Consider the following 25,633-nt stretch of genomic DNA (forward strand, 5'->3'; position numbering starts at 1 on the left):
CCGCCACTCCATTCACGGGGATTGCGTTGTGCATGAGCTTATTCAAGGGGGTGGGAGTGCGCCAGGGTGTGATGTCGGCTGACGGCCGGTGGGGGCTGCGCGACCAGCCACGACGAGAGCCGCAGCCGACGTGCGGCCCCTAGACCTCGAACCGCCCGAGCAACTCAGCGGCCCTCTCCACATCCAGCGTCAAGGGCCGGTCCGCCATCTCCGGGTTCAGTTCCGCGTCCGCGAGGGCGAAGGCGCGGCCCACCGGTAGCGTCGGGTCGAGGCGGAGGTCGCGCAGGCGCAATGCCCGTACCGTCGCGACGAGTTCGCAGCCGACCACCTGGCGGTAGGCCGCGCACAGGCGCAGGGTCTGGCGGGCCGCCAGGGAGGCGAAGCTGGCCTGTTCCTCGACGCCGCGGGAGAGCACGGCGTGGCCGAGCGAGGCGGGGGCGGCGAAGGCGCGCAGGTCGGCGAGGGCGCCGCCGGCCGCGTACTCCAGGATCATCACGCCGGACGCCGCCGCCTCGCCGTCCGCGAGGAAGGGGCGCAGGCGGGTGAAGTTCGGCTCGTTCAGGGTGGAGAGGCGGGAGGTGGACAGGCGGGCCACCTGGGTCATCGCCAGCCTGAAGTGGTCCAGGGCGAGAGCGAGTTGGGCCATGTAGAAGCCGCCGTGGTGGTACGCCGCCATGTCCTCGGGGGAGATGAGCGGGTTCTCCGCCGCCGCGTTGATCTCGACCAGGAGGACGTCCTCGAGCGCGTCGGCCGCGTCGTGCGCCGGGCCGTGGATCTGCGGCACGCAGCGGAAGCCGTACGGGTCCTGGATGCGGCCGAGCGGCGGGGTGGGACGCTCGTCGGCGCCCAGGATCGCGCGCATGCTCTCCGCGACGCCGTAACTGCCCTTGTGGTGGCGGGCCTCGTGCACCGGCAGCGCGTACGCCTCGTAGGAGCCGTCGACCGCCATCAGGCTCATCGCCGCCACCAGCTGGGTCGCGGTCAGCAGGTCGCGCAGTTCGTGCAGGGCGAGCGCCGCCTGGCCGAGGGTGAGGGCGTTGGAGGAGATCAGCGCCAGGGCGTCGTTGTTGTCGAGGGGCTGGGGTTCGGGCGGGGTGCCCTTGCCGCGCCAGGGGTGCTCGCCCGCGAGGGCCAGGCCCATCTGGGCGAGCGGGGCGATGTCGCCGGTGCCGACCGAGCCGTGCTCGTTGACCGACGGGTGTGCGCCGTTCGTCAGGGCCTCGCACAGCGCCGTGACGACGGTGGGGCGCAGTCCGGCGCCGCCCGCGAGCAGCTGGTTCGCGCGGACCGCGAGCATCGCCCGGACCTCGCGCTCGGGCAGCTCGTCGCCGATCGCGCCCGCGTGGCTGCGCAGCAGCCGCAGGCCGTGGTCGGCGGCGGCCTCGGTGGGCACGTCCTCGCTGCGGTTGGCGCCGACGCCGGTCGAGCGGCCGTAGACCCGGCCCCACGCGGCGATCTCCCGGGCCGCGTTCCAGGACTCCTCGACCCGTTTCATCGCGTCGGTGCCGGGCACCGGGCGGGCCTCGGAGCGCGCGAGGCGGACCACGTCGGCGACGGGCAGGCCGTGGCCGTCGAGGACGACGACCGTGCGGGCGACAGGAGAGGACTTCGGGGGCATAACGGTCTTTTCCCTCTCAAATGGTCGTGCGTGTCTCACAGTTCGGTCGATCTGGGGCGATCCGGGGGTGATTTACCAGCGATTTACACCAGGCCATTGACAACTTATTCATGCACCAAGAACTCTGCATGACGATATGCAGGACGGGCAAGAGGACTCCAGAGGCGCTCCATGATTCAGTTCGAAGCGGTCCACAAGAGGTTCCCGAACGGCACGACCGCGGTGCACGACCTCTCCCTCGACATGCCGGAGGGAGGCGTCACCGTCTTCGTCGGCTCCTCCGGGTGCGGCAAGACGACCAGCCTCCGGATGATCAACCGCATGGTCGAACCCAGCTCCGGGACGATCCGGGTGGGCGGGCGCGACGTCCTCGACCAGGACGCCGCCGAGCTGCGGCGCTCCATCGGGTACGTCATCCAGCAGGCCGGCCTCTTCCCGCATCGGACCGTCCTCGACAACGTCGCCACCGTGCCGCTGCTGCTCGGCTGGGGCCGCAAGAAGTCGCGGACGGTCGCCGCCGAACTCCTGGAGCGGGTCGGGCTCGCCCCCGAGATGGGCAAGCGCTACCCGCACCAGCTCTCCGGCGGCCAGCAGCAGCGCGTCGGCGTGGCCCGCGCGCTCGCCGCCGACCCGCCGGTGCTGCTCATGGACGAGCCGTTCGGTGCCGTCGACCCCGTCGTGCGCACCCAGCTCCAGGACGAACTGCTCAGGCTCCAGAAGGAGCTGAGCAAGACCATCGTGTTCGTCACCCACGACATCGACGAGGCCGTGCGGCTCGGCGACCGGATAGCCGTGTTCCGCGAGGGCGGGCATCTGGTGCAGTGCGCTGCTCCTGCGGAGCTTCTGGCGCGGCCTGCCGATGAGTTCGTCGCGGACTTCCTCGGTGCCGAGCGGGGGCTGAAGCTGCTGTCGCTGACCGATCTGAGCGGCGTGCCGCAGGGGCCCGCTCCGGAGGGCGGTTCCTGGGAGCTGGTGCTCGACGCGGGCCGCAAGCCGGTGGCCTGGCGCGAGCGGGGCGACGGTGCCGAGGCGCCCGTACGGGCGTTGCGCGACTCGGACTCGCTGCTCTCGGCGCTGAACGAGGCCGTTGCCTCGCCGGCCGGGCTGGTGGTCCGGGTGGATGCCGATGGGGTGGTGACCGGGGTGTCGTCGCGGGACGACATCCACGGGCGGGCCGGGGTCGCGCATGCGCAGGCCCTGACGGGCGCGCCGTCCCGGGGCGCCGCCCCGGACCCCGCTCCTCAATCGCCGGAGGGGCTTGATGAGGCCGAGCCTGCCTCCAAGGAGGCCGGTAGCGCATGACCATCGACTGGACCTGGATATCCGAGCACGGCTCGGACCTCACCAGCCTCACCCTCTCGCACCTCCAAGCGGCCCTCAGCGCCGTCCTGTTCGGCCTGCTGATCTCGCTGCCGCTCGCCGTCGTCGCCCACCGGGTCCGCCCCCTGCGCGGCTTCCTGCTCGGGCTGTCGAACGTGCTGTTCACGATTCCGTCGATCGCCGTGTTCGTGCTGCTGCTCCCGGTCTCCGGACTGACCCGCACCACCACCGTCATCGGCCTGACGATCTACACCCTCGTCGTGCTGCTGCGGAACACCGTCGAGGGCCTGGACTCCGTGCCGCAGAAGACCAAGGAGGCCGCGAAGGCCATGGGCACGCGGCCGATGCGCACCCTGTTCACGGTCGAGCTGCCGCTCGCACTGCCCGTGATCATGGCGGGCGTCCGCATCGCCACCGTCATGTCGATCTCGCTCGTCTCCGTGGCGACGTACATCGGCGACGGCGGCCTCGGCCAGCTCTTCACCGACGGGTTCCAGCGCAACTTCCCGACCCCGGTCATCGTCGGCGTCGTCCTCACGCTGCTGCTCGCGCTCGTCGCCGACGCGCTCCTGGTCGCCGTGCAGCGGCTGCTCACGCCCTGGACCCGGACCCGGAAGGGCTGACCGCCATGTACGAACTGTTCAAGAACCTCGGGTCCTGGCTCGTCAGCGGCGAGCAGTGGACCGGCCCCGACGGCATCGGCCACCGGCTCGTCGAGCACCTCCAGTACTCGCTGATCGCCACCCTCGTCGCCGCCGCGATCGCCCTGCCCGTCGGGCTCCTCATCGGGCACACCGGACGCGGCGCGTTCGTCGCGATCAACCTGTCGTCCTTCGGGCGCGCGCTGCCGACCGTCGGACTCGTCGTGCTCGTCTTCCTGGCCAGCGGGCTGTCCATGTGGCCCGTCTACATCGCGCTCGTCGCGCTCGCCGTGCCGTCCATCGTGACCAACACGTACGCGGGCATGACCGCCGTCGACCCGGAGGTCCGGGACGCCGCGCGCGGCCAGGGCATGCGCGCCCACCAGGTGCTGTTCCAGGTCGAGCTGCCGCTCGCGCTGCCGCTGATCATGACCGGGCTCCGGCTCGCGCTGATCCAGGTGGTGGCGACCGCCACCATCGCCGCGTACGTCTCCTTCGGCGGGCTCGGCCGCTACGTCTTCGACGGGCTCGCCCAGCGCGACCTCGTCCAGGTGCTCGGCGGCGCCGTACTCGTCGCGGTCGTCGCCGTCGTCCTCGACCTCGCCCTGTCCGGACTCCAGCGCCTGCTGTTCCGCCACCGCCCCGCCGTCACCCCCAAGTCCGCCTAGGAGCACGCCAGATGAGCACACTCAACCGACGCACGCTGCTCGGCGGGCTCGCCGCCGCGGCCTCCGTGCCCGCACTCGCCGCCTGCTCCAGTGGCATCACCTCCCTGGACGGACAGGGCAGCGCGGGCTCGGGCTCCGGGTCCAGCAAGGGCGGCGTCACCATCGGCACCGCCAACTTCACCGAGAACCAGGTCCTCGGCTACCTCTACGCTGCCGCGCTCGACGCCGCCGGGGTGAAGACCACCGTGCGGCCCAACCTCGGCACCCGCGAGATCCTCATCCCCGCCCTCAAGGGTGGCGACATCGACCTGCTCCCCGAGTACCAGGGCGCCCTCCTGCACTACCTCGACACGAAGTCGAAGGCCACCGAGGAGGGCGAGATGCAGAACGCGCTCGCCATGGTCCTCCCGAACGGCCTGCAGATCCTGCCGTACGGGATGGCCGAGGACTCCGACGCCTTCGTCGTCACCCGGGAGACCGCCGCGAAGTACCACCTGAAGTCGCTCGCCGACCTCGCGAAGCACAACGGGAAGCTCGTCATCGGCGCGGCGCCGGAGGTCAAGAAGCGGCAGGTCGGCGCCGTCGGCCTAAAGGACGTCTACGGCGTCGAGTTCAAGGAGTTCAAGTCCCTCGACTCCTCCGGACCGCTGGTCAAGGGCGCCCTGAAGAAGGGCGACGTCGACGTGGCGAACCTGTTCACCACCGACACCGACATCGCCGCCAACCACTGGGTCGTCCTCACCGACCCCAAGAACCTCGTCCCCGGCCAGCACATCGTCCCGCTGATCGCCGACCGCAAGGCCGACTCGACCGTCCGCAAGGCCCTGGCCCGCCTCGGCAACGTCCTGACCACCGAGGACCTGACCGAGCTGAACCGGCTCGTCGACAAGGACAAGAAGGACCCCGAGGACGTGGCGAACGACTACGCGCGCCGGCACGGCCTGACGCAGAAGACGTCGCCGAAGAAGTCGCAGAAGAAGTAAGGAGGCCATCGAATGGCAGCGGTAGTGGAGCAGCACTCCATCGACGTCGTCCCCGACAGCGAACGGCACGGGCACCCCTTCAGCCAGTTCACGCTCTGGCTCGGCGCCAACCTCCAGATCACGGCCGTCGTCACGGGCGCCCTCGCGGTCGTCTTCGGCGGTGACGTCGTCTGGTCGCTGATCGGGCTCGTCGTGGGCAATCTGCTCGGCGGCGCCGTCATGGCCCTGCACTCCGCGCAGGGCCCCAGGCTCGGACTGCCCCAGATGATCCAGTCCCGGGCGCAGTTCGGGGTCAAGGGCGCCGTCGTACCGCTGCTCCTCGTGATCCTGATGTACGTCGGCTTCTTCGCCAGCGGCAGCGTGCTCGCCGGACAGGCGACCGCCGAGCTGACGCACACCGGCGATGTCACCGGCATCATCGTCTTCGCGCTGATCACGGCCGTCATGGCGGCCGTCGGCTACCGCGTCATCCACGTCCTCGGCCGGGTCGCCAGCGTGATCTGCGCGCTCGCCTTCGTCTACCTCGGCATCCGGCTCCTGGACCGCGTCGACCTCGGCGCGCTCCTCGGCGACGCGCACTTCTCCTTCCCGATGTTCCTGCTCGCCGTCTCCCTCTCGGCGTCCTGGCAGCTCGCGTTCGGCCCGTACGTCGCCGACTACTCGCGCTACCTGCCGCGCACGACGAGCGCCAAGGCGACGTTCTGGTGGACGCTGTCCGGCTCGGCGCTCGGCTCGCAGTGGTCGATGACGTTCGGCGTGCTGGTCGCCGCGAGCGCCGGTGACGCCTTCATCGACAACCAGGTCGGCTACGTCGTCTCGCTCGGCGGCACCGGACTCGTCGCCTCCGTGCTCTACTTCGTGATCGCGCTCGGCAAGCTCACCATCAACGTGCTCAACACGTACGGCGGCTTCATGTCGATGGTGACCGGCATCAGCGGCTTCCGCGGCCAGCGCACCCTCGGCCCGCGCGGCCGGGCCGCGTACATCGCGGTCATCATGGTCGCGGGCACGGCCGTCGCCCTGCTCGGCAAGGACAGCTTCCTGGACTCCTTCAAGGACTTCCTGCTGTTCCTGCTGACGTTCTTCACGCCCTGGTCCGCGATCAACCTCGTCGACTACTACCTGGTCTCGCGCGAGCGCTACGACATCCCGGCCCTCGCCGACCCGCGCGGCCGCTACGGCGCCTGGCGGTGGGACGCGCTGGCCGTGTACGCCGTCGGCGTCCTCGCCCAGCTCCCCTTCCTGGCCACGTCGTTCTACACCGGCCCGTTCGTCGAGCCGCTCGGCGGCGCCGACGTCTCCTGGATCGTGGGACTCGCCGTCCCGGCCGTCCTGTACTGGCTGCTCGCCCGCCGCGACACCTCGCACGTGCCCGACGAGACGATCCTCGGCCTGCCCCGCGAGAGCGAGCCGGCCGGCGCGGGCCGCTGATTTCGGGGGGTTAGCCCCACTGTCCCGGCGCCTTCGGATCCGTACCGTACGAGGGTATGGAAGCCCGCGAACACACACGCGATGCCGAACTCAAGAAGGAGCTCGACGCGACGCTCCAGGCGCGCAGAGAGCTCGGTGCCGAGTACGAGCCGGCGCTCGTCGACTCGTTCCTCGACAAGGTCGACCAGCGGCTCGACTCCGTGGTCGACCGCCGGGTGCGGCGGCAGCTCGCCGAGCAGCAGCTGACGGCGGCCCGCGACACCCGCCAGGGCCGCCCCCACGTCGACAGCTGGGGCGAGCGCTTCGGCTTCGCCGTCGTCTCCCTCGTCCTCGCGATCCCGCTGTCCGCGATCGCCGTGGTCAACGCCGGCCGGCCCGGGCTGCTGATCGCCTGGGTCGGCATCGTCGCGGTGAACGCGGTGCACGCCGGGGTCCGGCACGACCGGCCGCGCCTCGGGCGGCGGTCGCGGGAGCGCGCCGACAGCGAGTGGGAGGGATAGCGGGCCGGCCGCTCACGCCTGGCGCGTGGGCAGCGCGATCACCTGGCGCAGATTGACCCGGCGGGGCCGGCTCGTCGTGTACGCGATGAGGTCGGCGATGTCGTCGGCGGTCAGCCCGGCCAGCGCGTCGAACATGCCGTCCAGCTGGGCCGAGAGGTCCGCGTTGTCGACGTGGGAGGCCAGCTCGGTGTCGGTCAGACCCGGTTCGAGGTTGGTGACGCGGACGTCGTGCGGGCCGAGTTCGGTGCGCAGCGACTGCGAGAGATAGGTCAGCGCGGCCTTGGTCGCCCCGTACACCGCGTAGTTCGGGAACGGGACGTGCGCGCCGATCGAGGAGATGTTCACCAGGTCCGCGGTGCCGCCCGCCCCGGCCGCCGCGAGCAGGTCGGGGACGAAGGCGCGGATCACCCGCAGCGCGCCGGTGACGTTCGTGTCGAGCATGCGCTGCCACTCGTCGGCGCGGCCGTCGGCGATCGGATTGGGCAGCATCACGCCCGCCGCGTTCACCACGAGGTCCACCGGCCCGTACGCGGCGTGCACCCGGGCGGCCACCGTGTCCACGGACGCCTGGTCGGTGAGGTCCGCGGGCACGGCCAGGGCGCTGCCGCCCTCCTTCCGGATCCGTGCCGCAAGCTCCGCGAGCCGGTCCTCGCGGCGGGCCAGCAGCGCGACCCGCACCCCGTGCCCGGCCAGCAGCCGGGCGGTCGCCTCGCCCATCCCGCTGGCGGCGCCGGTGATCAGGGCGGTGCGGCCGGAGAGGGAGGCGTACGGGCTGTGGATGCTCAGGCTGTTCTGTGTCGTCGTCATGGTGAGGACTCTGCGGGACGGCGGGCGGCCCACCCAGCGCAGAGCTGTTCCTGGGTCTGCCAGTACCAGGACGGCGGCACGGGCCCGCCCTAGGATCGGGGCATGGGAGCGGACGGGGAACTGGGCGGCATAGGGGACTTCCTGCGATCGCGGCGCGCCCGCATCCGGCCCGACGAGATCGGGCTGCCGGAGTACGGGCGGCGGCGGGTGCCGGGGCTGCGGCGCGAGGAGGTGGCGCAGCTCGCGGGGGTCAGCGTCGACTACTACATCCGGCTCGAACAGGGGCGCGGCCCGTCCGTCTCCGACGCCGTCCTGGACGCCGTCGCACGGGTGCTGCGGCTGGACGCGACCGAGCAGGCGTACCTGCGGTCGGTGGCGCGGCCCGCGCAGGCCCGCCGCCGGCGGGAGACCGAGCAGCCGGTGCGGCCCGGACTGCGGCTGCTCCTGGACACGATCGACCGGGCGCCCGCCTTCGTGCTCGGCCGCCGCATGGACGTCCTCGCCTGGAACGCGCTGGGCGACGCCCTGCTCGGGTTCTCGGCGATGGCGCCGAAGGAGCGCAACATGCCCCGGCAGGTGTTCCTCGAACCGGCCGCGCGGGAGCTGTACCCGCAGTGGGCCGCCGTCGCCGCGGAGACCGTCGCGCACCTGCGCCTCGACGCGGGCCTGCACCCGGGGGACCCGCACCTGGCCCGCCTGGTGGGCGAACTGTCCCTGGCCAGCGCCGACTTCCGGCGCCTGTGGGCCGACCACCAGGTGAAGCGGAAGACGACCGGCGCGAAGCTGATGGCGCACCCCGTCGTGGGTGAACTGGTCATGCCCTACGAGACGTTGACCGTCTCCGGCGAGCCCGACCAGGCGCTCGTCGTCTACACCCCGGAGCCGGGGTCCGTGACGGCGGACCGGCTGAGGACGCTCGCCGCCGCGGCCGCGGCGCCCGTCTCCTGACGGCAGCGGGAGACGCCGCGCCCGGTGGGGCGCGGCGCCGTCAGGGTCTGTCCTGCGGTCCGGACCGCACGGGCTCAGACCTCCAGTTCGGCCTCGATCTTCTTGAGCTGGTGGCGTGCCATCGCCAGATTGGCGCGCGAGGAGTCGAGCACCAGATAGAGGAAGAGCCCGTTGCCCCCGCGGCCTTTGATCAGGCGGATCAGGTGGTACTGGGTATTGAGGGTGATCAGGATGTCCTCGATCTCGTCCTTGATGCCGAGGTGTTCCATGGTGCGGAGCTTGGCGCGGACGACGTCGGTGTTCCCGGCCGCCGCCACCTCCAGGTCGAACGACTTGGAGCCGCCGATCGTCCCGAGGGCCATGCCGCTGGTGTAGTCGACCAGGGCGGCGGCGCTGGCGCCCTCGATGGAGGCGATCGCGTCCTTGAGAGCGGTCTCGGCGTTGGTCATGATGGTGGTTCCTTTCGTGTACGGCTTCTCTGTGTCGCGTTCTGTGGGCGTCAACGGGCGGTTCGCGGCTGCAGCTTGGGTTCGGCGTGCTTGGCGAGGTCGGACGGTTTGGCGGTGCGGACCGGGAGTCCGCTGTCGGTGGTCGGCGCCGCTTCGTTCGCGGCGGTGCGGGCCCGGGACCTGCCCTTGGTCCGCATCACGGGTTCGGGCAGCTCGGCGGCCTCGGCGACGAGTTCACCGACCCGGGTGCCGGCTCTGCGGCCCTCCAGGTGGAGCCGTCCGACGTTGACCCGGTTCTCGGCGAGCAGGGTGAGGACGGCGGTGTCCCCGGCGGCGTACGTCGCGACGTAGCCGTCCGTGCCGCGCACCAGCAGTTCGCGGAAGGCGCCCTGCCCGGTGGCGTCGGCGAGCCGCTGGGCGACCCCGAGGGCGGCGGCGGTCAGTGCGGCGACGCCCTCCGGCTCGACGCCGGAGGTGTCCTGGGCGAGGACCAGCCCGTCGACGCTGGCCGCGAGCGCCCCGGTGACCTGGGGCACCCGGACTCTCAACCGCTGTAGTTCGCCGAGGACTTCGGCCTCGTCCGCCATCGGCGGTCTCCCTTCGGAGAGGTCGGAGGATGCTGCGGGGCCCCTGGTGCTGCGGCGGAGGCGGATCACAGGGCCTCCAGGGCGTTGCGAAGACGGCGCAGCAGGGCCACGTCGGGGTCGTCGACGGCGGCCTTCGCCAGCCACTCGGGCGGGGCGGTGACGGCGGCCGGTGCCGGGGGCGCGGTGGTGACCAGACCGCCCGCGGCGAGCCGGCGCAGGTCCACCAGCGTGTGGAAGGCGGGCCGGCCCAGGGTGAGGGCGATCTGGGAGGCGGTGCGCTCGCCGTCCACCAGATCGAGGACGCGGCGCCGGCGCGGCGGCACCCGGATGTCCTGGGCGCCGGCCCGGGTGAGCGGCGCGGTGTCGGTGTCCGGCTCGGGCCAGATCCGCTGGAGCAGATCGCGGCGGCGCAGCGTCTCCCGCTCGACGGAGGCCACCGGCACCGGGCGCACCACGCCGAACCAGTGCGAGACCCCGTAGCGGAACCGGGTCGGGCCGCTGCTCGGGGCGAGGGTGAAGTACGCGGCGTCGAACAGGGCGCCCAGATGGCAGAGTTCGAGCGCGCCGTCGCTCAGCCCGCCGTGCTCGACGAGATACCGGCCGACGCCGCTCCGGGCCCCGGCCCGGTCGACCGCCTCCCACCAGCCGTCGGCGTGCACGGCACCGCCCGCGGTGAGCAGGACGTCCATCCCGGGTGTCGCCGGGGACTCCGCGTGCACGATCCGGCCGTCGGCGAGGTAGAGGGTGCCGTGCTCCCGTATCAGGGCTCCGGTCGCCTGTTCGGCGGCGAGTCTGCTGAGCATCGGGGAGACGCCGGCCGGCGCGGGAGCGGTGGTCATCCCAGGACCAGGCGGTCGGCGAGGTCGGCCAGGCGTATGCGGGACAGGGCGAGATTGCCCTCGTCGCGATCGAGCCACAGGTGCAGGAAGACGCTGCTGTCGAAGGTGGTCGGTACGAAGCGCAGCAGGTGGTAGCCGTCACGGCTGGTGACGATGACGTCCTCGACCGGCGGGGACTTGTCGCCGGCCGTGGCCTGGGTCCAGTCGTTGCCGTCGGCGGGGGCGAAGGCCCGGTGCTCGGCGGCGAGCCGGGCCAGCTCCGCCGCTTCGGTGGCGGTGGCCTCGTGGTCGCCGTTGGGCGAGTCCCCGATGGTGCCCAGCGCGAGCCCGCTGGTCCAGTCGACGACGGAGGCGCCACGCGCCCCCGGCAGCCGCATGGCCTCGAGCAGGCACTCGTCGATTCCGGGCACGCCAGAAACCCCCCACCTTCGCCGCGTTCTTGTACCGCTGATGCGTGTGTGACGAAGACGCTACGCACGGTACGGCGACCTGGTGAGCGTTCTGGCAATTTCCGGTGGAACATTCGAAGACGGTCTAGAATCCGCCAACCCGCCCTGAACGAAGCGGTGTTCCGCCCGCGCCCGCGACTCAGAGATCGAGCAGCGCGGAGCGCAGGGCACCGCCGGACTCCGCGACGATCTCCGCGGCCGTCTGCGGCTCCCGTACGGTCGCGAACCGGACAGCGCCGCCCGGGTCCGCGGTGAACCCGTAGATCCCGGGCCGGGCCAGCGAGTTGTACGCGTAGTGGTGCGCGAAGCCGTAGGCGCCGGTGTCCAGCGCGGCCACGTGGTCGCCCGCCGCGAGCAGCGGCAGGGTGCGGTCCGCGGCGAGCAGGTCGCCCGCGAAGCAGGCGGGCCCGGCGACGTCCTGCGCGACCTCGGGTTCGTGCGACGGCCGGCCCTGTGCGTCGTACGCGGCGATCCGCAGCGGCCACGCCTCGGGCAGGTACACGGTCCGGGTGGCCACCTGGACCCCGGCGTGGGTCACGGCGATCGGGCGCCCGCCGCTCTCCTTGGCGTACTCCACCCGCGCGAGCGTCGTGCCGTGCTTGGCGAGCAGGGAGCGCCCGAACTCGGTCACCAGGCCGTAGCGCCCGTCGAAGAGCCCCGGCACCCGCTCGGCGAGCAGCCGCGCGTACCCGGCGTGGTCCGGGACGTCCTCGTCGGAGCCGAAGTTCACCGGGAGGCCGCCGCCGATGTCGAGGGTGTCGATCTGGCGGCGGCCCGCCCGCCCGTTGATCTCCTCGGCGAGTTCGTACGCCGCGCGCACCCCCTCGGCCAGCAGCTCCAGAGGGACTCCCTGTGATCCGGAGTGCGTGTGCAGGCGGGTCAGCCACGGCCGGTCCAGGTACGCCTGAACGACCCACGGGCGGGCCCCCTCGTCGCGCAGCGCCACCCCGAACTTGGAGGTGGCGGTCGCGGTGGAGGTGGCGCCGATGGAGCCGGCCCCGGTCTGCGGGTTCACCCGCAGGCCGAGCGGGGAGCGGGTGGGCGCGGAGGAGACGAGGGTGTCGAGGCGGGCCAGCTCCTGCGGGTTGTCGGCGTTCACGGCGATGCCGAGGGCGAGCGCCTCGCGCAGTTCGGCGCCGGTCTTGGCGGGGGAGTCGAGCACGGTGCGGGCGGGCGGCACCCCGGCGGCGCGGGCCAGGGCCAGCTCGCCCGGGCTCGCCACCTCGGCGCCGAGACCGGCGCGGTGCAGCAGCCGCAGCACCGGCACGAGCGGGGCGGCCTTCACCGCGAAGGCGTGCAGGATCTCGGTGCCGGGCGCGGCGACGGCCTCGAAGGCGGCGTGCAGCGCGGCCGCGGAGGCGCGGATGCCGGTCACGTCGAGCAGCCCCGCCACGGGGGCGCCGGGCCCGACGAGGCCCTGCTCGACGGCCGCGCGCACGGCCCGGTCGCGATCGCGCGCGCGACGGTCGGGGAGTCCGGGCAGGGGAACGGTGGACGCGTCCGTGGATGCCATGGGTCCAGGCAACCACCGGAGCGCCGCCCGGGTGAGGTGTTGACTAGATCTATTCAGGTGGCCAGGATGTGAATAGAGAATTCACCGGGTACGCGGACCGGGGAGCGCCCGATGCGAGAGGACGACAGTCAGTGAGCACTCAAGCCCCGTCGGGGGCGCGGGACGGTGGTTCGGGCTTCCTGGAGATGTGGCGGGACCTCCTCCCCGTCGGCCGGGACAAGGACACCCGCGGCTACCGCCGGCACGCCTGGACGGGCGCCGACGCCGACTGCCGCGCCTGGTTCGAGGAGCAGGCGCGGTCCCGCGGCCTGACCTACGAGCTGGACCGCAACGGCAACCAGTGGGCCTGGCAGGGCGACCCGGAGGCCGGCGGCGCCGTCGTCACCGGCTCGCACCTGGACTCGGTCCCCGACGGCGGCGCCTTCGACGGTCCCCTCGGTGTGGTCTCCTCCTTCGCCGCCCTGGACGAACTCCGCCGCAGGGGAGCGGAGTTCACCAAGCCGTTCGCCATCACCAACTTCGGCGACGAGGAGGGCGCCCGCTTCGGCCTGGCCTGCGTCGGCTCCCGCCTCACCGGCGGCCACCTCACCCGCGAGGCGGCACACCGGCTCACCGACGCCGACGGCGTCACGCTCCCGCAGGCGATGGAGCGGGCCGGGTACGACCCCGACGCGATCGGCCCGGACCCCGAACGCCTCGCCCGGATCGACGCGTTCATCGAACTCCACGTGGAGCAGGGCCGCGCCCTGGACCTGTCCGGCGACGCGGTCGGCATCGCCAGCTCCATCTGGCCGCACGGCCGCTGGCGCTTCGACTTCGCGGGCGAGGCCAACCATGCGGGCACCACCCGCCTCGTCGACCGCCGCGACCCGATGCTGCCCTACGCGGAGACGGTGCTCGCCGCCCGCCGCGAGGCCCGCCTGGCGGACGCGGTCGCCACCTTCGGCAAGATCTCCGTCGAGCCGAACGGCGTCAACGCCATCCCCTCCCTCGTCCGCGGCTGGCTCGACTCCCGCGCCGCCGGACAGGACGCCCTCGACCGGACCGTCACCGCGATCGAGAAGGCGGCCCGGGAGTACGCCGACGCGCACGGCATCGACGTCACGCTCACCCGCGAGTCGTTCACCCCGGTCGTCGAGTTCGACCACGCGCTGCGCGGCGAGCTGTCCCGCATCCTCGGTCTGGAAGCGGGCCTTGACGTGCCTGTCCTCGGCACCGGAGCGGGACACGACGCCGGAATCCTCGCCTCGTCGATCCCCACCGCCATGCTGTTCGTGCGCAACCCGACGGGCGTCTCGCACTCCCCGGCCGAGTCCGCCGCCGAGGACGACTGCCTCGCCGGGGTGCGCGCACTGGCCGACGTACTGGAAGGGCTGGCCTGCAAGTGACGACGACGTACTGGTTGGAGCACGCCTGGCTGGGCACGCACGTCGAGCCGAACGTGGCCGTCGACGTGACGGTGGCGGACGGCACCGGCCGCATCACGGCGGTCCGCACGGACGTCACCGCCCCGCCGCCCGGCGCGACGGTCCTGCGCGGCCTGACCCTGCCCGGCCTCGCCAACGCCCACAGCCACGCCTTCCACCGGGCGCTGCGCGCGACGGTGCAGGTCGGCTCGGGCACGTTCTGGACCTGGCGCGAGGTGATGTACGGGGTCGCGGACCGCCTCACACCCGACACCTACTACGCCCTGGCCCGCGCGGTGTACGCGGAGATGGCGCTGACCGGCATCACGGCCGTCGGCGAGTTCCACTACGTGCACCACGCGCCCGGCGGCACCCCCTACGCCGATCCGAACGCGATGGGCGAGGCGCTGATCGCGGCCGCGGCCGACGCCGGGATCCGCATCACGCTCCTCGACACCGCGTACGTCTCCGCCGGTTTCGGCAAGGAGCCCGACCGGCATCAGCTCCGCTTCTCGGACGGCACCACGCACGGCTGGGCCGAGCGCGCCTCCCTGCTGACCGACCGGCCGCACGCCCGCATCGGCGCGGCCGTGCACTCCGTGCGGGCGGTTCCGGCGGACCAGCTGGCGACGGTCGCCGAGTGGGCCGCCGACCGGGGCGCCCCGCTGCACGTCCACCTCTCCGAGCAGACCGCGGAGAACGACGCGTGCCAGGCCGCCCACGGCTGCACCCCGACCCGGCTCCTCGCCGATCACGGGGTGCTGGGCGAGCGCACCACCGGAGTCCACAACACCCACCTCACCGAGGCCGACATCAAGCTGATCGGCGGCTCGTCCACCGGCACCTGCATGTGCCCGACCACCGAACGCGACCTGGCCGACGGCATCGGCCCCGCCGTCCAGCTCCAGCAGGCGGGTTCGCCGCTCTCGCTCGGCTCGGACAGCCACGCGGTGATCGACCTCTTCGAGGAGGCGCGCGCGATGGAGCTGAACGAGCGGCTGCGGTCCCGTACCCGGGGGCACTGGACCGCGGCCGCGCTGCTGCGGGCCGCCTCCGCCGACGGGCACGCGGCGCTGGGCTGGCCCGACGCCGGCGCCATCGAGCCCGGCGCCCTCGCCGACCTGGTCACCGTCACTCTCGACTCGGTCCGCACCGCGGGCGCGCTGCCGCGGCTCGGCGCCGAGACGGCCGTGTTCTCGGCGGGCGGCGCCGACGTCTCCGACGTGATCGCGGGTGGTCGGGTCGTGGTCCGCGACGGCGAGCATCTGTCGGTCGGCGACGTGGCTTCGGCCCTGACGGAAGCGATTGCGGCGCTGAGGTAGGGCTTCGTCGCCGGGTGCGCCCCTGAGGCATGCGCTGACGCGCGGCCTCCCCTGGATGCCGCAGGCATCTCAGGGGCGCGGGGAACTGCGCGACCAGCTCCCACCGGGCCGCACTCTCGAAACAACCGTCCCACCCCCCCGGAGAGGACCCATGACGAACACCACGGCCATCACCAACATCGGCACCCTGGTCACCAACAACCCCGACCTCGGCGCCGGCCCCCTCGGCCAGATCAAGGACGCCGCGCTCGTCATCGAGGACGACAAGATCGCCTGGGCGGGCCCGACGGCCGAGGTCCCGCCCACCGACACCACCCAGGACGCCGAAGGCAGGGCCGTGATCCCCGGCTTCGTCGACTCCCACTCCCACCTGGTCTTCGCCGGCGACCGCACCGAAGAGTTCAACGCCCGCATGTCCGGCCAGAGTTACCGTGCCGGAGGCATCCGCACGACGGTCGCCGCCACCCGCGCCGCCACCGACGCCGACCTCGAGGCGAACCTCACCCACTACCTCGCGGAAGCGCTCCGCCAGGGCACGACCACCTTCGAGACGAAGTCCGGCTACGGCCTCACCACGGCCGACGAAGAGCGCGCCCTGCGCATCGCGAAGGCCCACACCGACGAGGTCACCTACCTCGGCGCCCACATCGTGTCCCCCGACCACGCCGACGACCCGGCGGCCTACGTCGCCCTGGTCACCGGCGAGATGCTGGACGCCTGCGCCCCGCACGCCCGCTGGATCGACGTCTTCTGCGAGAAGGGCGCCTTCGACGGCGACCAGGCGCGCGCGATCCTCACGGCCGGGAAGGCCAAGGGCCTGCTCCCGCGCATCCACGCCAACCAGCTCTCCTACGGCCCCGGCGTGCAGCTGGCCGTCGAGCTGGACGCGGCGAGCGCCGACCACTGCACCCACCTCACGGACGCCGACGTCGACGCCCTCGCGAACAGCGACACGGTGGCGACGCTGCTGCCCGGCGCCGAGTTCTCCACGCGCGCCGAGTGGCCGGACGCCCGCCGCCTCCTCGACGCGGGCGCCACGGTGGCCCTGTCCACGGACTGCAACCCGGGCTCGTCCTTCACGTCCTCGGTGCCGTTCTGCATCGCCCTCGCGGTACGGGACATGGGCATGACCCCCGACGAGGCGCTCTGGTCGGCGACGGCGGGCGGCGCGAAGGCGCTGCGCCGCACGGACGTCGGCCACCTGGCGCCCGGGGCGCGGGCGGACCTGGCGTTCCTGGACGCCCCCAGCCACGTACACCTGGCGTACCGGCCGGGCGTGCCGCTGGTGTCGCAGGTCTGGCGGGCCGGGGTCCGCGTGGCCTGACCCGCCGCGGCGGGCTCAGCGGTGCCCGAGGTAGAACCCCAACGCCCGCTGCAGCACCCGCCCCTGGGGCCCGACGGGCAGCTCCCACTCGCCCAGGTACTCCACGGCCCGCCCGCCGGCCCCGGTCTTGAAGCGGAGACGGCCGAGCAGCCGGTTGTCCTCGGTGAGGAGCGGACTGACGGCCCGCAGGTCGTAGCTGTCCGCGCCCGCCGCCCGCGCCACGCCCAGCATCCGCCACAACAGGGCGTGGTCGGAGTGCACTTCACGCCCGCGGGAGCCGGACGCGGCGTACGAGTGCCAGAAGCGCTGCCCGACGGAGATCATCAGCGCGGCGGACAGCGGCTCGCCGTCGCGCTCGGCGAGATAGAGCCGCAGCCGGTCGCCGTCGTCCGTGTTCAGCGCCTGCCACATCCGGTCGAAGTACGCGGCGGGCCGGGCCTTGAACCCGTCCCGGGCGGCGGTCTCGACGTACAGCCGGTGGAAGGCGGGCAGGTCGGCGACGGAGCCCCAGGTCACCCGGACCCCGGCCGCGTCGGACGCGTCCAGCGCCTCCTGCCAGTGCGGCGCGAGCCCGGAGAGCACCGACTGCGCCGACCGCTCGGCGAGCGGCACCCGGCACCCGTACCGCGGCTGCCCCACGCCGAACCCGGCGTCGTCGCCGTCGGCGCACGGCCGCCACCCGAGCCGCCGCAGCCGCTCCCCGACCTCCAGGGCGGTGCCGTCGATGTGGTCGGCCGCCATGCCGTGCAGATGCCGTACGCCGCCGTCGGCGATGCCCTCCGCGACGGTGGCCGGCTCCCACTGCCGGACGACGAGCGGCGGGCCGATGCGCAGCGAGAACGCCCCGCGCCGCGTCACGTGCGCGACCAGCGGCTCCAGCCACCGGCCGAGCCGCGGGTCGCTCCAGTCGATGGACGGTCCGTCGGGCAGATAGGCGAGCGTGCGCCGGGTCCCGGGCAGTGCCCGGTACAGCACCAGCGCCGCCGCCACCCTGCTCGGCCCCTCGAACCATCCGACGCTCTCCGCCTCCCAGTCGGGCTTCACGGCGCCCCACTCGGGGATCTGGAGGTGGCTCACCCCGGGATACAGGGTGCGGTGGGCCAGATGCTCCGCTCGGGAGACGGCGCGCACGGAGAGCGCGGGCGGGCTGGTCATGGCAGGTGACGGCTCCTGTTCTGCGGCGGCCAGCCTAAGCCCTCCGGAGCGTTCACTGTCATTCATTGCAATGAATGTGATAGCTGCATTGCATTAACCGCAAGCTCAGTTGCAACGAAATGTGTTGCGTGAGCTGGGAGTTCATCGATCAGTAGCAACAAAGGCGTTGAGTAATCCATGAACGCAACGTAGCGTTTCACTCATCGGAAATTGAACTTCCAAGGAGAGCATCATGCAGACCTTCACCACCCCCGCCCCGATCGCCGCCGTCCTCGCCGTCCCCGCCGCCCGCATCGAGATCGTCGCGTCGGACCGCGCCGACACCACCGTCGACGTCCGGCCCGCGAACGCCACCAGGGGCCGCGACGTGACGGCGGCCGAGGAGATCACCGCGGTCTACGCCGACGGGGTCCTGCGCATCACGGCCCCCGAGGCGAAGAACCAGGCCTTCGGCCCGTCCGGCTCCGTCGAGATCACCGTGGAACTGCCCGCCGGGTCCGGCGTCGAGGTCACCGCCGCCGCCGGCGAGCTGCGCGGGTCCGGCCCGCTCGGCGACGTCGTCGTCGAGAGCGCGCAGGGCCCGGTCGTGCTCGCCGAGGCCGCGAGCGCCCGGATCGGCCTCCAGGACGGCGCCGTCACGGTCGGCCGCCTCGTGAACGGCGGCGAACTCGCCACCCGGCGCGGCGACCTGACCGTCTCCGAGGCCGTCGGCGGCACGCTCGCGCTGACCACGCAGAAGGGCGACATCACCGTCGCCGCGGCCGCCGGCACCTCGGCGGCCCTGGACGCGAACACCGCCTACGGCCGGGTCGGCAACACCCTCAAGAACGACGGCACCCCCGCCCTGACCGTCTCGGCGACCACGTCCTACGGCGACATCACCGCCCGCAGCCTCTGAGGCACCACCGCCGACCGCACGCGAAACGGGTCCGTCTCCCGGGGATCAGGGAGACGGACCCGTGCGCACGAGGAACCGTAGTAAGGGGCCGGAGGGCGGGCTCACTCCTCCACCGTCAGCCCCTTGCGCAGGCGTACCAAGGTGCGCGACAGCAGTCGCGACACGTGCATCTGCGAGATTCCCAGCTCTTCGCCGATCTCCGACTGGGTCATGTTCGCCACGAAGCGCAAGGACAGGATCTTGCGGTCGCGCGCCGGGAGTTCGGCGATCAGCGGCTTGAGGGACTCGACGTACTCGATGCCCTCCAGACCGTGGTCCTCGTACCCGATGCGGTCCGCGAGGGCGCCCTCGGAGTCGTCCTCCTCGGGCTGCGCGTCGAGCGAGCTGGCGGTGTAGGCGTTGGACGCCGCCATGCCCTCGACGACCTCTTCGTTCGACAGGCCCAGACGCTCGGCGAGCTCGCTCACCGTGGGCGCGCGGTCGAGCTGCTGGGCGAGCTCGTCGCCCGCCTTGGCGAGGTCGAGACGGAGTTCCTGAAGGCGCCGCGGTACCCGCACCGACCAGGAGGTGTCGCGGAAGAAGCGCTTGATCTCACCCACGATGGTTGGCATCGCGAAGGTGGGGAACTCGACGCCTCGGCTCAGCTCGAAGCGGTCGATCGCCTTGATCAGGCCGATGGTGCCGACCTGGATGATGTCCTCCATCGGCTCGCTGCGGGAGCGGAACCGGGAGGCCGCGAACTTCACCAGGGCGAGGTTGAGCTCGACCAGGGTGTTGCGGACATAGGAAAAGTCGTGGGTGCCCTCTTCGAGGGACTCGAGACGCTCGAAGAGCGTCTTGGAGAGCGCTCGGGCGTCGAGAGGGGCGACTTCGTCGTACGGGGGGATCTCCGGCAGGCCGTCGAGCCCTTCCAGGGAGTCCGTCGCGGTGCCGGAAGCGTCCGAAGCGGTGGCGTCGGCGTCGGCGCGGGGTTCCGGGGGGAGAGTCGACGACGCCTGGTCAGTACGCGATGCGTCGAGCCGGGGTGACATGATGTCCTCCATCGTTCTCGGCATATGGCTGCCGATGCCAATACGTGCACTGTGCGGTGTGCGGCGCCTCCAAAGCCGGCCGTGTCGATTGGTGTCCTTACTAGGCCTACCCGTTTTCCACATCGAGCCGCAAGTGCGCTTGATGGTGAAATGTCCGTTTCTTAGGGGTTGTTCGGGTACCGGGGCACGTAGGGAAGGCGTAGTGTTCGAGGGCGTCAACCGCACGTCGTAAGCAGTGCAGAGCTTGAGCGGGAGAGGGTCGTCATGGACCGCGGGACAGTCGGCAGCGCCAACAGGGGCCGGCTTCTGGTCGAGGTGCGGCAGGAGGGTGCCAGCGCCGTGGTGACGCCGGCGGGTGAGTTGGATCACCACACGGCCGATCTGCTGCGTGAACCCCTGGATGAATGCCTCACGAACGGACTTTCCCGGCTGATCGTCGACTGTTCGCGCCTGGAGTTCTGCGACTCGACCGGGCTGAACGTGCTGCTCGGTGCCCGTCTCAAGGCCGAGGCCGCGGGCGGCGGAGTCCATCTGGCCGGGATGCTGCCGGTGGTGGCCCGGGTCTTCGAGATCACCGGTGCGGAGGCCGTTTTTACCGTGCACGAATCACTGGAATCGGCGCTCGCCGCGGAGTGATGCGAAGGCTCCGAAAGGGTGCGCGCGCCCGAGACGCAGAAGTTACGCTCCGGTTGTCCGTACGTGATCGAGGCGTTACCAGCGTCACAAGGTCTCCATCCGGGTAAGGGGTGTTCCCACCGCCCCTCCGGGCAGGAGACCCCCGACCGAGAACACGGCGTATCCGACAGGGACGTCCCGACCCCACTTTTTGAACTTTGAAGCTGACATTGGTGAATCGGTGAGGTGAAGTGCTGATGAGCACCACCCGGCCTTACTCGCCGGGCGACCACGGCCCCGGGTCCGGCGACGAGCCGGACGCTGGGGGCCGCCGGGTCCGCAGGCTGAGCCTGGGCGGTGAGAGCGGCATCGTGCCGCTGGCCCGCGACTTCACCCGGGAGGCGCTGCACGCCTGGGGCTGGCTGCCGGCCGCGACCGCGGACCGTCGCGCCGCCGCGGAGGACGTTCTGCTCGTCGTCTCCGAGCTGGTCACCAACGCCTGCCTGCACGCCGAGGGTCCGGACGAGATCGCCCTGTTCTACGGGGACTCCCCGGCCAACAAGGTGCTGCGCATCGAGGTCACCGACCACGGCGCGGGCCAGCCGGCCCCCCGCACCCCGCACCGCGCGGGCCGCCCCGGCGGCCACGGCATGTTCATCGTCCAGCGCCTCTGCCTCGACTGGGGGGTCGTGCGCACCCCCGGGGTCACCGGCAAGACCGTGTGGGCCGAGGTCGGCGCCCCCGCCTGACCCGCCGAGCGGGCCCGTCCCGTCCGTGTTTCCGAGCACGCCGGATCGTCTTCGATCCGGCGTGCTCTTTGTCTTCCCTCGGCAAGGTCCCCGGCGTACCTTGAGCCACCCGCATCTGATGAACCGTCAGTAATGGTTTGGCTGAAGGGATTTCGAGGTGTCGTACCGGACGTACCAGAAACGAACCGCCGCGTTCGCGCTGAGCGCGGCCCTGGCCGGCTCGGCGGTGCTGATGGCCGCCCCCACCGCTTCCGCCACGGTGCAGGACGTCAACTATCAGTGCAAAACGCCGATCGGCAACAAGGGGGCCGTGTCCCCGATCGACATGAAGTCGGTCAAGAGCGGCAGCGGCTACAAGATCACGATGTCCTTCCAGAAGGGCGTCTCCTCCAGCCCGGTCGAGCTCGGCAAGGGCGCCATGAAGCCGAGCGCCGTCATCAAGCTGGGCGGCGCGGAGACCGGACAGCTGGCCGTCTCCGGCGCGCCGAACGCGGAGGCGATCCCCGCCAACTCGCCGATCAAGATCAGTGACCTGAGCGGCACGTACACGCCGAAGAAGAGCGGCAAGGTGACGTTCACGGCGGGCGTGCTGACCATCAAGGCGCTGGGCACGACGACGACCTGCACCCCGTCGAACAACCCGAAGCCGTCCCTGGAACTGGACGTCAAGGCCGCGGGTGGCGGCGGCGGTTCGGGTTCGACGGGCTCCACAGGCTCCACGGGTTCGACCGGCTCCTCCGGCTCCGGATCGTCCTCGTCCTCCTCGGGCGGCTCCTCGCTTCCCCAGACGGGCCCGGAGGACTCGGCGGTCGCGCTCGGCACCCTGGGCGGCACGGTGCTCCTCGCCGGAGCGGCCGGCGCACTGTGGCTGACCCGTCGCCGCCAGCAGGCGCCCCGGTAGGGGCGCGGGGAACTGCGCGAGCAACCACATATGAGCCGCACTCGCAGACGAAACCGAGGCTCCTACGGCACGTGGGCGCTCATGGGTGCTGCCTTACTGGTGTGGGGCGGCACCGCGGCCCCGGCGGCGATGGCGGCCCAGCCCCGCTGGACCATCGCCCCGTCGGCCGGCGGCGGCACCCGCCCCGCCGCCGACGACGGCCGCCCCTACATCTACGCGGAGGGCACCCCCGGCACCGTCCTGGAGGACAAGGTGGCCGTCACCAACCCCACCACCGAGCCGCTGCGCGTCACCCTGCGCGGCGCCGACGCCGACAACAGCGCCGACGGCGCCCTCGACCTGCGCGAGAAGGCCGAGGACACCGGCGCCTGGATCACGTTCGCCGAGCGGAGCGTCAGGATCCCGGCCCGCACCCGCGCCGAGGTCCCCTTCACGGTGACCGTCCCCGCGGGCGCCACCCCGGGCGACCACCCGGGCGCGATCGTGGCCAGCGGCGGCGGCCGGGACGCCGGGGTCAGCGTCCGGCTGCGGGTCGCCGGGCCCACCCTCGCCGCGCTCACCGTCGAGCACGTCCGCGTGAAGGACGGCGACTCCATCGCGTACGACGTCGTGAACCGCGGCAACACCACCCTCACCCCGCGCCTGACCGTGCGCGCCGACGGCGTCCTCGGCACCGTCCTGGACCGCCGCGCCCGCACCCTGCCGGTCGAACTGCTCCCGGGCCGCCGCGTCACGCTCACCGAGCCCTGGCCCGGCGCGCCCGCGCTGGACTCGGTCGACGTGAAGGTGACGGTCACCGCGGGCGGCGGCGCGGCGGACTCGGCGACGACGACCGCCCGGTTCGTGCCGTGGGGCGTGCTCGGCGGCGCCCTGGCGGTGCTCGCGGGCGCCGGGTGCGCCGCCTTCTGGTACGTACGCAACCACAGGGACCGAAGGGGATCGACATGAACCGCCGCAGCGCCCGCGCACCGCGGCTGCTGACCGTCCTGGCCCTCGTCGCCGCGCTGGTGGCGGGCGCCGCTCCCTGGGCGTCGGCCGCCGACGGCAAGCCCACCGTCACGCTCTCCAAGTCCCAGGCGGGGACCGGTGGTTCGATCACCGTGAAGGGCAAGGGCTGGGGCCCGAAGGCGCTGCTGATGCTGCTGGTCTGCGGCCGGGCGACCCCCGAGCGCGGGGTCGTCGGCGGCACCAACTCCTGTGCCAACGCGGACGGGCTCGCCGTCACCACCGACGCCTCCGGCACGTTCAGCAAGAAGCTGCCGGTGGCCGAGCCGCCCGCCGCCTGCCCCTGCGTCGTGCACGTGGCGACCGCGACCGGGCCGAAGGCGCAGGCGGACGCCGCCTTCCAGGTCGCCGGGCATCCGGTGAAGCCGCTGCCGAAGGAGTCCGGCACCGGGCGGCTGTCCATGGTCGCCGACACCCGGCTGGACGGTTCGAGCGGCATCCTCACCTGGTTCGGGGCGCCGCCCTCGCGCTCGTTCGTCTTCACGGTCGGCAACGTCGGCTCGACCCCCGTCAAGGACCCGGTCTTCCAAGTCGGCACCTCCCACGGCGTGTTCGCGCCGCAGTGGGAGGAACAGCAGTGGCGCGGCACCGTCGAGCCGGGCCGCAAGGCACGGATCGAGCTGCCCGTCGAGCTGACGGCCGGCGCCCACGGCAGCTATCTGGTGTCCCTGAAGTACGGCGGGAAGGTCCTCGCCGAGCAGCCCTGGGGCGTGGGCCGCCCGTGGGGCGTGACGCTCTTCTGGATCCTGCTGTGCGTCGTCGTGCCCGCCGCCGTCTTCCGGATCGGCATGGCGGTCGTGGACCGGATCAGGCCGCGCGACCGGTACGGCGCGCAGGGCCGCCACCGCGGGCGGCGGCCGGCCGATCCCACCGGCCGCAGGCCGAGGCCGAGCCTCCTCCAGCGCACACCGCCGCCGGTCGAACGGCACCCCGGGACGCCGGCGGACACCACCACGAACACCCTGCCCTGGTTCGCCCCGGACACCGGTCCCGGCGCTCCGGAGGCCGGGCAGCTCTCCGCACCGTCCGACAACAGCCCGACGACGAAAGGAAACCCGTGACCACCCAACGGAGAGTGAGCGCGGCCGGCGTCGCCCTGATGCTCGGCGGGGCGGGACTGCTGTTCCTCGCATCCCCCGCGCAGGCCGCCGACGTCTCGTACAAGACCGAGTGCGTTCCGCCCCCGATCTCCGGCCTCGATCCCGTCGAGGGCACCACGCAGGTGGAGATCACCGCGCCCGCGACGGCGAAGGTCGGCGACGAGGTCGACGTGACCTGGAAGTTCGTGCAGGCCGCATCCAAGAACCCGGACGTCCTCGACCTCGACGCGAACACCGTGCAGCCCACCGGCACGCTGAAGGCGGCCGGGGCGCAGACCTCCGACATCGCGATGCAGGGCCCGCGGGAGAACCCCGCGATCCCCAAGAACAGCCCGATGCAGCTGTCCACCATGAAGGGCAAGGTCAAGCTGACCGCGGCCGGTGATGTGACGCTGACCCCGGGCGCGTACAACATCAACGTCAACAAGCCCATCTCGACGGACACCAAGTGCACGCCGAAGGAGACCGTGAAGCCCGGCGCGACCATCAAGGTCACGGAGGGCGGCGGGAGTTCGGACGGCGGCACCACGAGCGGGTCCGACGGCGGCGCCACCGATTCGGGCGGGACCACCGACTCCGGGGGCACCACGGACAACGGCGGCACGACGACGTCCGGCTCGACGGGCTCCACCGACTCCGGCGGCACGACCGGCGGCTCCGGTGGCCAGACCGACTTCACCGGCAAGGAGGTCTCCGTCCCCTACGCCTGCAAGACCCCCATCGGTGACAAGAACGCCACGTCCCCGGTGCAGATCAACGCCAAGAAGGACGGCGGCAACTACGCCCTGACGGTCCAGTTCAAGAAGTCCGTGATGGACAGCCCGGCCGACATCCCGGCCGACTCGGTCAAGCCGTCGATGGAGGTGAAGCTGGGCGGCGCCGACAAGGGCACCGTCCACGTCGAGGGCCCCACCAACAAGGAGGCCATCAAGTCCGGCGCCCCGATCGCGATCCCGGATCTGACCGGCACCTACAAGCCGGGCGCCGACGGCAAGTCGACGCTGTCCCCGGGCGTCCTGATCGTGGAGGCGCTGGGCACGACCACGACCTGCACGCCGACCACGAACGCGGTCTCCCTGGAGATCGACACCACGGCCGTGGAGGGCGGCGCCTCGGGCTCCGGCTCGGGCTCCGCGGGCGGCTCGGCCTCCGGCTCGGCGGGCGGTTCCGCCGCGAGCGGCGGCCTCGCCGAGACCGGCGCCTCGAACGACGGCGCCCTGCGCGCCCTCGGCCTGGTGGCCGGCACGGTGATCCTGCTGGGCGGCGCGGTCTTCACGTTCCTGCCGCGGCGCCGGGCGGCCCGGAGGTAGGAGGAGGTCCGACGGCAGAAGGGGCCCGGTCCGCATCGTGCGGACCGGGCCCCTTCGGGTGCGG

26 protein-coding genes are annotated in these 25,633 nt (G+C 72.4%); 17 read left to right on the forward strand and 9 right to left on the reverse strand.

From position 1 onward, the window contains the following. Nucleotides 1-139: 139 nt before the first annotated feature. The gene (locus tag ABT127_RS02220; protein WP_351443963.1) at nucleotides 140-1,618 is read right to left on the reverse strand and encodes an aromatic amino acid ammonia-lyase; all 1,479 of its coding nucleotides are present in this window, start codon (nucleotides 1,616-1,618) and stop codon (nucleotides 140-142) included. A gap of 171 nt (nucleotides 1,619-1,789) precedes the next feature. Here ABT127_RS02220 and ABT127_RS02225 point away from each other — a divergent pair, with 171 nt between their 5' ends. The 6 genes from ABT127_RS02225 to ABT127_RS02250 are packed head-to-tail and all read left to right on the forward strand — an operon-like array spanning nucleotide 1,790 to nucleotide 7,161. Further along, the gene (locus ABT127_RS02225; protein WP_351443964.1) at nucleotides 1,790-2,920 is read left to right on the forward strand and encodes an ABC transporter ATP-binding protein; all 1,131 of its coding nucleotides are present in this window, start codon (nucleotides 1,790-1,792) and stop codon (nucleotides 2,918-2,920) included. Next, complete coding sequence (locus ABT127_RS02230) at nucleotides 2,917-3,561, forward strand: ABC transporter permease (RefSeq protein WP_351443965.1); 645 nt, start codon at nucleotides 2,917-2,919, stop codon at nucleotides 3,559-3,561. Before ABT127_RS02225 ends, ABT127_RS02230 begins: the two co-directional genes overlap by 4 nt. 5 nt (nucleotides 3,562-3,566) lie before the next feature. After that, nucleotides 3,567-4,247, forward strand: coding sequence for an ABC transporter permease (locus ABT127_RS02235; protein WP_351443966.1), 681 nt, complete (start codon nucleotides 3,567-3,569; stop codon nucleotides 4,245-4,247). Between the two features lie 11 nt (nucleotides 4,248-4,258). Next, nucleotides 4,259-5,230, forward strand: coding sequence for an ABC transporter substrate-binding protein (locus ABT127_RS02240; RefSeq protein ID WP_351443967.1), 972 nt, complete (start codon nucleotides 4,259-4,261; stop codon nucleotides 5,228-5,230). Between the two features lie 12 nt (nucleotides 5,231-5,242). Beyond that, nucleotides 5,243-6,661, forward strand: a complete 1,419-nt coding sequence (locus tag ABT127_RS02245) for a purine-cytosine permease family protein (protein ID WP_351443968.1) — start codon at nucleotides 5,243-5,245, stop codon at nucleotides 6,659-6,661. A gap of 56 nt (nucleotides 6,662-6,717) precedes the next feature. Further along, nucleotides 6,718-7,161: a hypothetical protein gene (locus ABT127_RS02250; RefSeq protein ID WP_351443969.1), complete on the forward strand. Its 444-nt coding sequence runs from the start codon at nucleotides 6,718-6,720 to the stop codon at nucleotides 7,159-7,161. A 12-nt stretch (nucleotides 7,162-7,173) separates the two neighbouring features. On the opposite strand, the gene ABT127_RS02255 is transcribed toward ABT127_RS02250, so the two are convergent. Then, nucleotides 7,174-7,968 (reverse strand): SDR family oxidoreductase, encoded by a 795-nt coding sequence (locus ABT127_RS02255; protein WP_351443970.1) that lies wholly within the window; start codon nucleotides 7,966-7,968, stop codon nucleotides 7,174-7,176. 102 nt (nucleotides 7,969-8,070) lie between these two features. Between ABT127_RS02255 and ABT127_RS02260 the strand changes: the two genes are divergently transcribed. Next, nucleotides 8,071-8,916 carry a helix-turn-helix transcriptional regulator gene (locus ABT127_RS02260; protein WP_351443971.1) on the forward strand — a complete coding sequence of 282 codons (846 nt, stop codon included), beginning with the start codon at nucleotides 8,071-8,073 and terminating at the stop codon, nucleotides 8,914-8,916. Between the two features lie 74 nt (nucleotides 8,917-8,990). Here the strand turns inward: ABT127_RS02260 and ABT127_RS02265 are convergent, their stop codons facing one another. The 5 genes from ABT127_RS02265 to ABT127_RS02285 all read right to left on the reverse strand — a co-directional run bounded on the left by ABT127_RS02265 (nucleotide 8,991) and on the right by ABT127_RS02285 (nucleotide 12,753). Beyond that, nucleotides 8,991-9,365, reverse strand: coding sequence for a roadblock/LC7 domain-containing protein (locus ABT127_RS02265; RefSeq protein WP_351443972.1), 375 nt, complete (start codon nucleotides 9,363-9,365; stop codon nucleotides 8,991-8,993). A gap of 50 nt (nucleotides 9,366-9,415) precedes the next feature. After that, a complete protein-coding gene (locus tag ABT127_RS02270) occupies nucleotides 9,416-9,952 on the reverse strand; it encodes a roadblock/LC7 domain-containing protein (RefSeq protein WP_351443973.1) in 537 nt (178 codons plus the stop codon). Between the two features lie 65 nt (nucleotides 9,953-10,017). Then, nucleotides 10,018-10,791 carry a transcriptional regulator gene (locus tag ABT127_RS02275; protein WP_351443974.1) on the reverse strand — a complete coding sequence of 258 codons (774 nt, stop codon included), beginning with the start codon at nucleotides 10,789-10,791 and terminating at the stop codon, nucleotides 10,018-10,020. Then, a complete protein-coding gene (locus ABT127_RS02280; RefSeq protein WP_351443975.1) occupies nucleotides 10,788-11,201 on the reverse strand; it encodes a hypothetical protein in 414 nt (137 codons plus the stop codon). Before ABT127_RS02280 ends, ABT127_RS02275 begins: the two co-directional genes overlap by 4 nt. A 178-nt stretch (nucleotides 11,202-11,379) precedes the next feature. Continuing rightward, the gene (locus ABT127_RS02285; RefSeq protein ID WP_351443976.1) at nucleotides 11,380-12,753 is read right to left on the reverse strand and encodes a type III PLP-dependent enzyme domain-containing protein; all 1,374 of its coding nucleotides are present in this window, start codon (nucleotides 12,751-12,753) and stop codon (nucleotides 11,380-11,382) included. A 185-nt stretch (nucleotides 12,754-12,938) separates the two neighbouring features. On the opposite strand from ABT127_RS02285, the gene ABT127_RS02290 reads away from it, so the two are divergent. The 3 genes from ABT127_RS02290 to hutI all read left to right on the forward strand — a co-directional run bounded on the left by ABT127_RS02290 (nucleotide 12,939) and on the right by hutI (nucleotide 16,805). After that, the gene (locus ABT127_RS02290; RefSeq protein ID WP_351444057.1) at nucleotides 12,939-14,141 is read left to right on the forward strand and encodes an allantoate amidohydrolase; all 1,203 of its coding nucleotides are present in this window, start codon (nucleotides 12,939-12,941) and stop codon (nucleotides 14,139-14,141) included. Further along, nucleotides 14,138-15,481: a formimidoylglutamate deiminase gene (locus ABT127_RS02295; RefSeq protein WP_502971610.1), complete on the forward strand. Its 1,344-nt coding sequence runs from the start codon at nucleotides 14,138-14,140 to the stop codon at nucleotides 15,479-15,481. Before ABT127_RS02290 ends, ABT127_RS02295 begins: the two co-directional genes overlap by 4 nt. Nucleotides 15,482-15,632: 151 nt before the next feature. After that, nucleotides 15,633-16,805, forward strand: a complete 1,173-nt coding sequence (gene hutI, locus ABT127_RS02300) for an imidazolonepropionase (protein ID WP_351443977.1) — start codon at nucleotides 15,633-15,635, stop codon at nucleotides 16,803-16,805. A gap of 15 nt (nucleotides 16,806-16,820) precedes the next feature. Here the strand turns inward: hutI and ABT127_RS02305 are convergent, their stop codons facing one another. Continuing rightward, on the reverse strand, nucleotides 16,821-17,960 hold the full coding sequence (locus tag ABT127_RS02305; protein ID WP_351443978.1) for a lipid II:glycine glycyltransferase FemX: 1,140 nt from the start codon (nucleotides 17,958-17,960) through the stop codon (nucleotides 16,821-16,823). A 232-nt stretch (nucleotides 17,961-18,192) separates the two neighbouring features. On the opposite strand from ABT127_RS02305, the gene ABT127_RS02310 reads away from it, so the two are divergent. Continuing rightward, complete coding sequence (locus ABT127_RS02310) at nucleotides 18,193-18,858, forward strand: DUF4097 family beta strand repeat-containing protein (protein WP_351443979.1); 666 nt, start codon at nucleotides 18,193-18,195, stop codon at nucleotides 18,856-18,858. Nucleotides 18,859-18,959: 101 nt separating this feature from the next. On the opposite strand, the gene ABT127_RS02315 is transcribed toward ABT127_RS02310, so the two are convergent. After that, entirely contained in the window at nucleotides 18,960-19,889 is a 930-nt protein-coding gene (locus ABT127_RS02315) for an RNA polymerase sigma factor SigF (protein WP_351443980.1), read from the reverse strand. Nucleotides 19,890-20,153: 264 nt separating this feature from the next. Between ABT127_RS02315 and ABT127_RS02320 the strand changes: the two genes are divergently transcribed. From ABT127_RS02320 to ABT127_RS02345, 6 genes are all read left to right on the forward strand, one after another. Continuing rightward, a complete protein-coding gene (locus ABT127_RS02320; RefSeq protein WP_351443981.1) occupies nucleotides 20,154-20,525 on the forward strand; it encodes an STAS domain-containing protein in 372 nt (123 codons plus the stop codon). A 236-nt stretch (nucleotides 20,526-20,761) separates the two neighbouring features. Beyond that, the gene (locus ABT127_RS02325) at nucleotides 20,762-21,253 is read left to right on the forward strand and encodes an ATP-binding protein (protein ID WP_351443982.1); all 492 of its coding nucleotides are present in this window, start codon (nucleotides 20,762-20,764) and stop codon (nucleotides 21,251-21,253) included. Nucleotides 21,254-21,410: 157 nt separating this feature from the next. Next, complete coding sequence (locus ABT127_RS02330) at nucleotides 21,411-22,154, forward strand: LPXTG cell wall anchor domain-containing protein (RefSeq protein ID WP_351443983.1); 744 nt, start codon at nucleotides 21,411-21,413, stop codon at nucleotides 22,152-22,154. Nucleotides 22,155-22,235: 81 nt separating this feature from the next. Then, entirely contained in the window at nucleotides 22,236-23,102 is an 867-nt protein-coding gene (locus ABT127_RS02335) for a hypothetical protein (RefSeq protein WP_351443984.1), read from the forward strand. Further along, complete coding sequence (locus ABT127_RS02340) at nucleotides 23,099-24,220, forward strand: hypothetical protein (RefSeq protein WP_351443985.1); 1,122 nt, start codon at nucleotides 23,099-23,101, stop codon at nucleotides 24,218-24,220. Before ABT127_RS02335 ends, ABT127_RS02340 begins: the two co-directional genes overlap by 4 nt. A gap of 38 nt (nucleotides 24,221-24,258) precedes the next feature. After that, nucleotides 24,259-25,569, forward strand: a complete 1,311-nt coding sequence (locus ABT127_RS02345) for a hypothetical protein (protein ID WP_351444059.1) — start codon at nucleotides 24,259-24,261, stop codon at nucleotides 25,567-25,569. Nucleotides 25,570-25,633: the final 64 nt, after the last annotated feature.

Source organism: Streptomyces sp. NPDC001904 (genome assembly GCF_040297005.1).
Taxonomy (GTDB): Bacteria; Actinomycetota; Actinomycetes; order Streptomycetales; family Streptomycetaceae; genus Streptomyces.

Coding starts and splice junctions, on each gene's coding strand:
- ABT127_RS02220 (WP_351443963.1), bottom strand. CDS start 1,618: ATGCCCCCGAAGTCCTCTCCTGTCGCCCGCACGGTCGTCGTCCTCGAC.
- ABT127_RS02225 (WP_351443964.1), top strand. CDS start 1,790: ATGATTCAGTTCGAAGCGGTCCACAAGAGGTTCCCGAACGGCACGACC.
- ABT127_RS02230 (WP_351443965.1), top strand. CDS start 2,917: ATGACCATCGACTGGACCTGGATATCCGAGCACGGCTCGGACCTCACC.
- ABT127_RS02235 (WP_351443966.1), top strand. CDS start 3,567: ATGTACGAACTGTTCAAGAACCTCGGGTCCTGGCTCGTCAGCGGCGAG.
- ABT127_RS02240 (WP_351443967.1), top strand. CDS start 4,259: ATGAGCACACTCAACCGACGCACGCTGCTCGGCGGGCTCGCCGCCGCG.
- ABT127_RS02245 (WP_351443968.1), top strand. CDS start 5,243: ATGGCAGCGGTAGTGGAGCAGCACTCCATCGACGTCGTCCCCGACAGC.
- ABT127_RS02250 (WP_351443969.1), top strand. CDS start 6,718: ATGGAAGCCCGCGAACACACACGCGATGCCGAACTCAAGAAGGAGCTC.
- ABT127_RS02255 (WP_351443970.1), bottom strand. CDS start 7,968: ATGACGACGACACAGAACAGCCTGAGCATCCACAGCCCGTACGCCTCC.
- ABT127_RS02260 (WP_351443971.1), top strand. CDS start 8,071: ATGGGAGCGGACGGGGAACTGGGCGGCATAGGGGACTTCCTGCGATCG.
- ABT127_RS02265 (WP_351443972.1), bottom strand. CDS start 9,365: ATGACCAACGCCGAGACCGCTCTCAAGGACGCGATCGCCTCCATCGAG.
- ABT127_RS02270 (WP_351443973.1), bottom strand. CDS start 9,952: ATGGCGGACGAGGCCGAAGTCCTCGGCGAACTACAGCGGTTGAGAGTC.
- ABT127_RS02275 (WP_351443974.1), bottom strand. CDS start 10,791: ATGACCACCGCTCCCGCGCCGGCCGGCGTCTCCCCGATGCTCAGCAGA.
- ABT127_RS02285 (WP_351443976.1), bottom strand. CDS start 12,753: ATGGCATCCACGGACGCGTCCACCGTTCCCCTGCCCGGACTCCCCGAC.
- ABT127_RS02290 (WP_351444057.1), top strand. CDS start 12,939: ATGTGGCGGGACCTCCTCCCCGTCGGCCGGGACAAGGACACCCGCGGC.
- hutI (WP_351443977.1), top strand. CDS start 15,633: ATGACGAACACCACGGCCATCACCAACATCGGCACCCTGGTCACCAAC.
- ABT127_RS02305 (WP_351443978.1), bottom strand. CDS start 17,960: ATGACCAGCCCGCCCGCGCTCTCCGTGCGCGCCGTCTCCCGAGCGGAG.
- ABT127_RS02310 (WP_351443979.1), top strand. CDS start 18,193: ATGCAGACCTTCACCACCCCCGCCCCGATCGCCGCCGTCCTCGCCGTC.
- ABT127_RS02315 (WP_351443980.1), bottom strand. CDS start 19,889: ATGTCACCCCGGCTCGACGCATCGCGTACTGACCAGGCGTCGTCGACT.
- ABT127_RS02320 (WP_351443981.1), top strand. CDS start 20,154: ATGGACCGCGGGACAGTCGGCAGCGCCAACAGGGGCCGGCTTCTGGTC.
- ABT127_RS02325 (WP_351443982.1), top strand. CDS start 20,762: ATGAGCACCACCCGGCCTTACTCGCCGGGCGACCACGGCCCCGGGTCC.
- ABT127_RS02335 (WP_351443984.1), top strand. CDS start 22,236: ATGGGTGCTGCCTTACTGGTGTGGGGCGGCACCGCGGCCCCGGCGGCG.
- ABT127_RS02340 (WP_351443985.1), top strand. CDS start 23,099: ATGAACCGCCGCAGCGCCCGCGCACCGCGGCTGCTGACCGTCCTGGCC.
- ABT127_RS02345 (WP_351444059.1), top strand. CDS start 24,259: ATGCTCGGCGGGGCGGGACTGCTGTTCCTCGCATCCCCCGCGCAGGCC.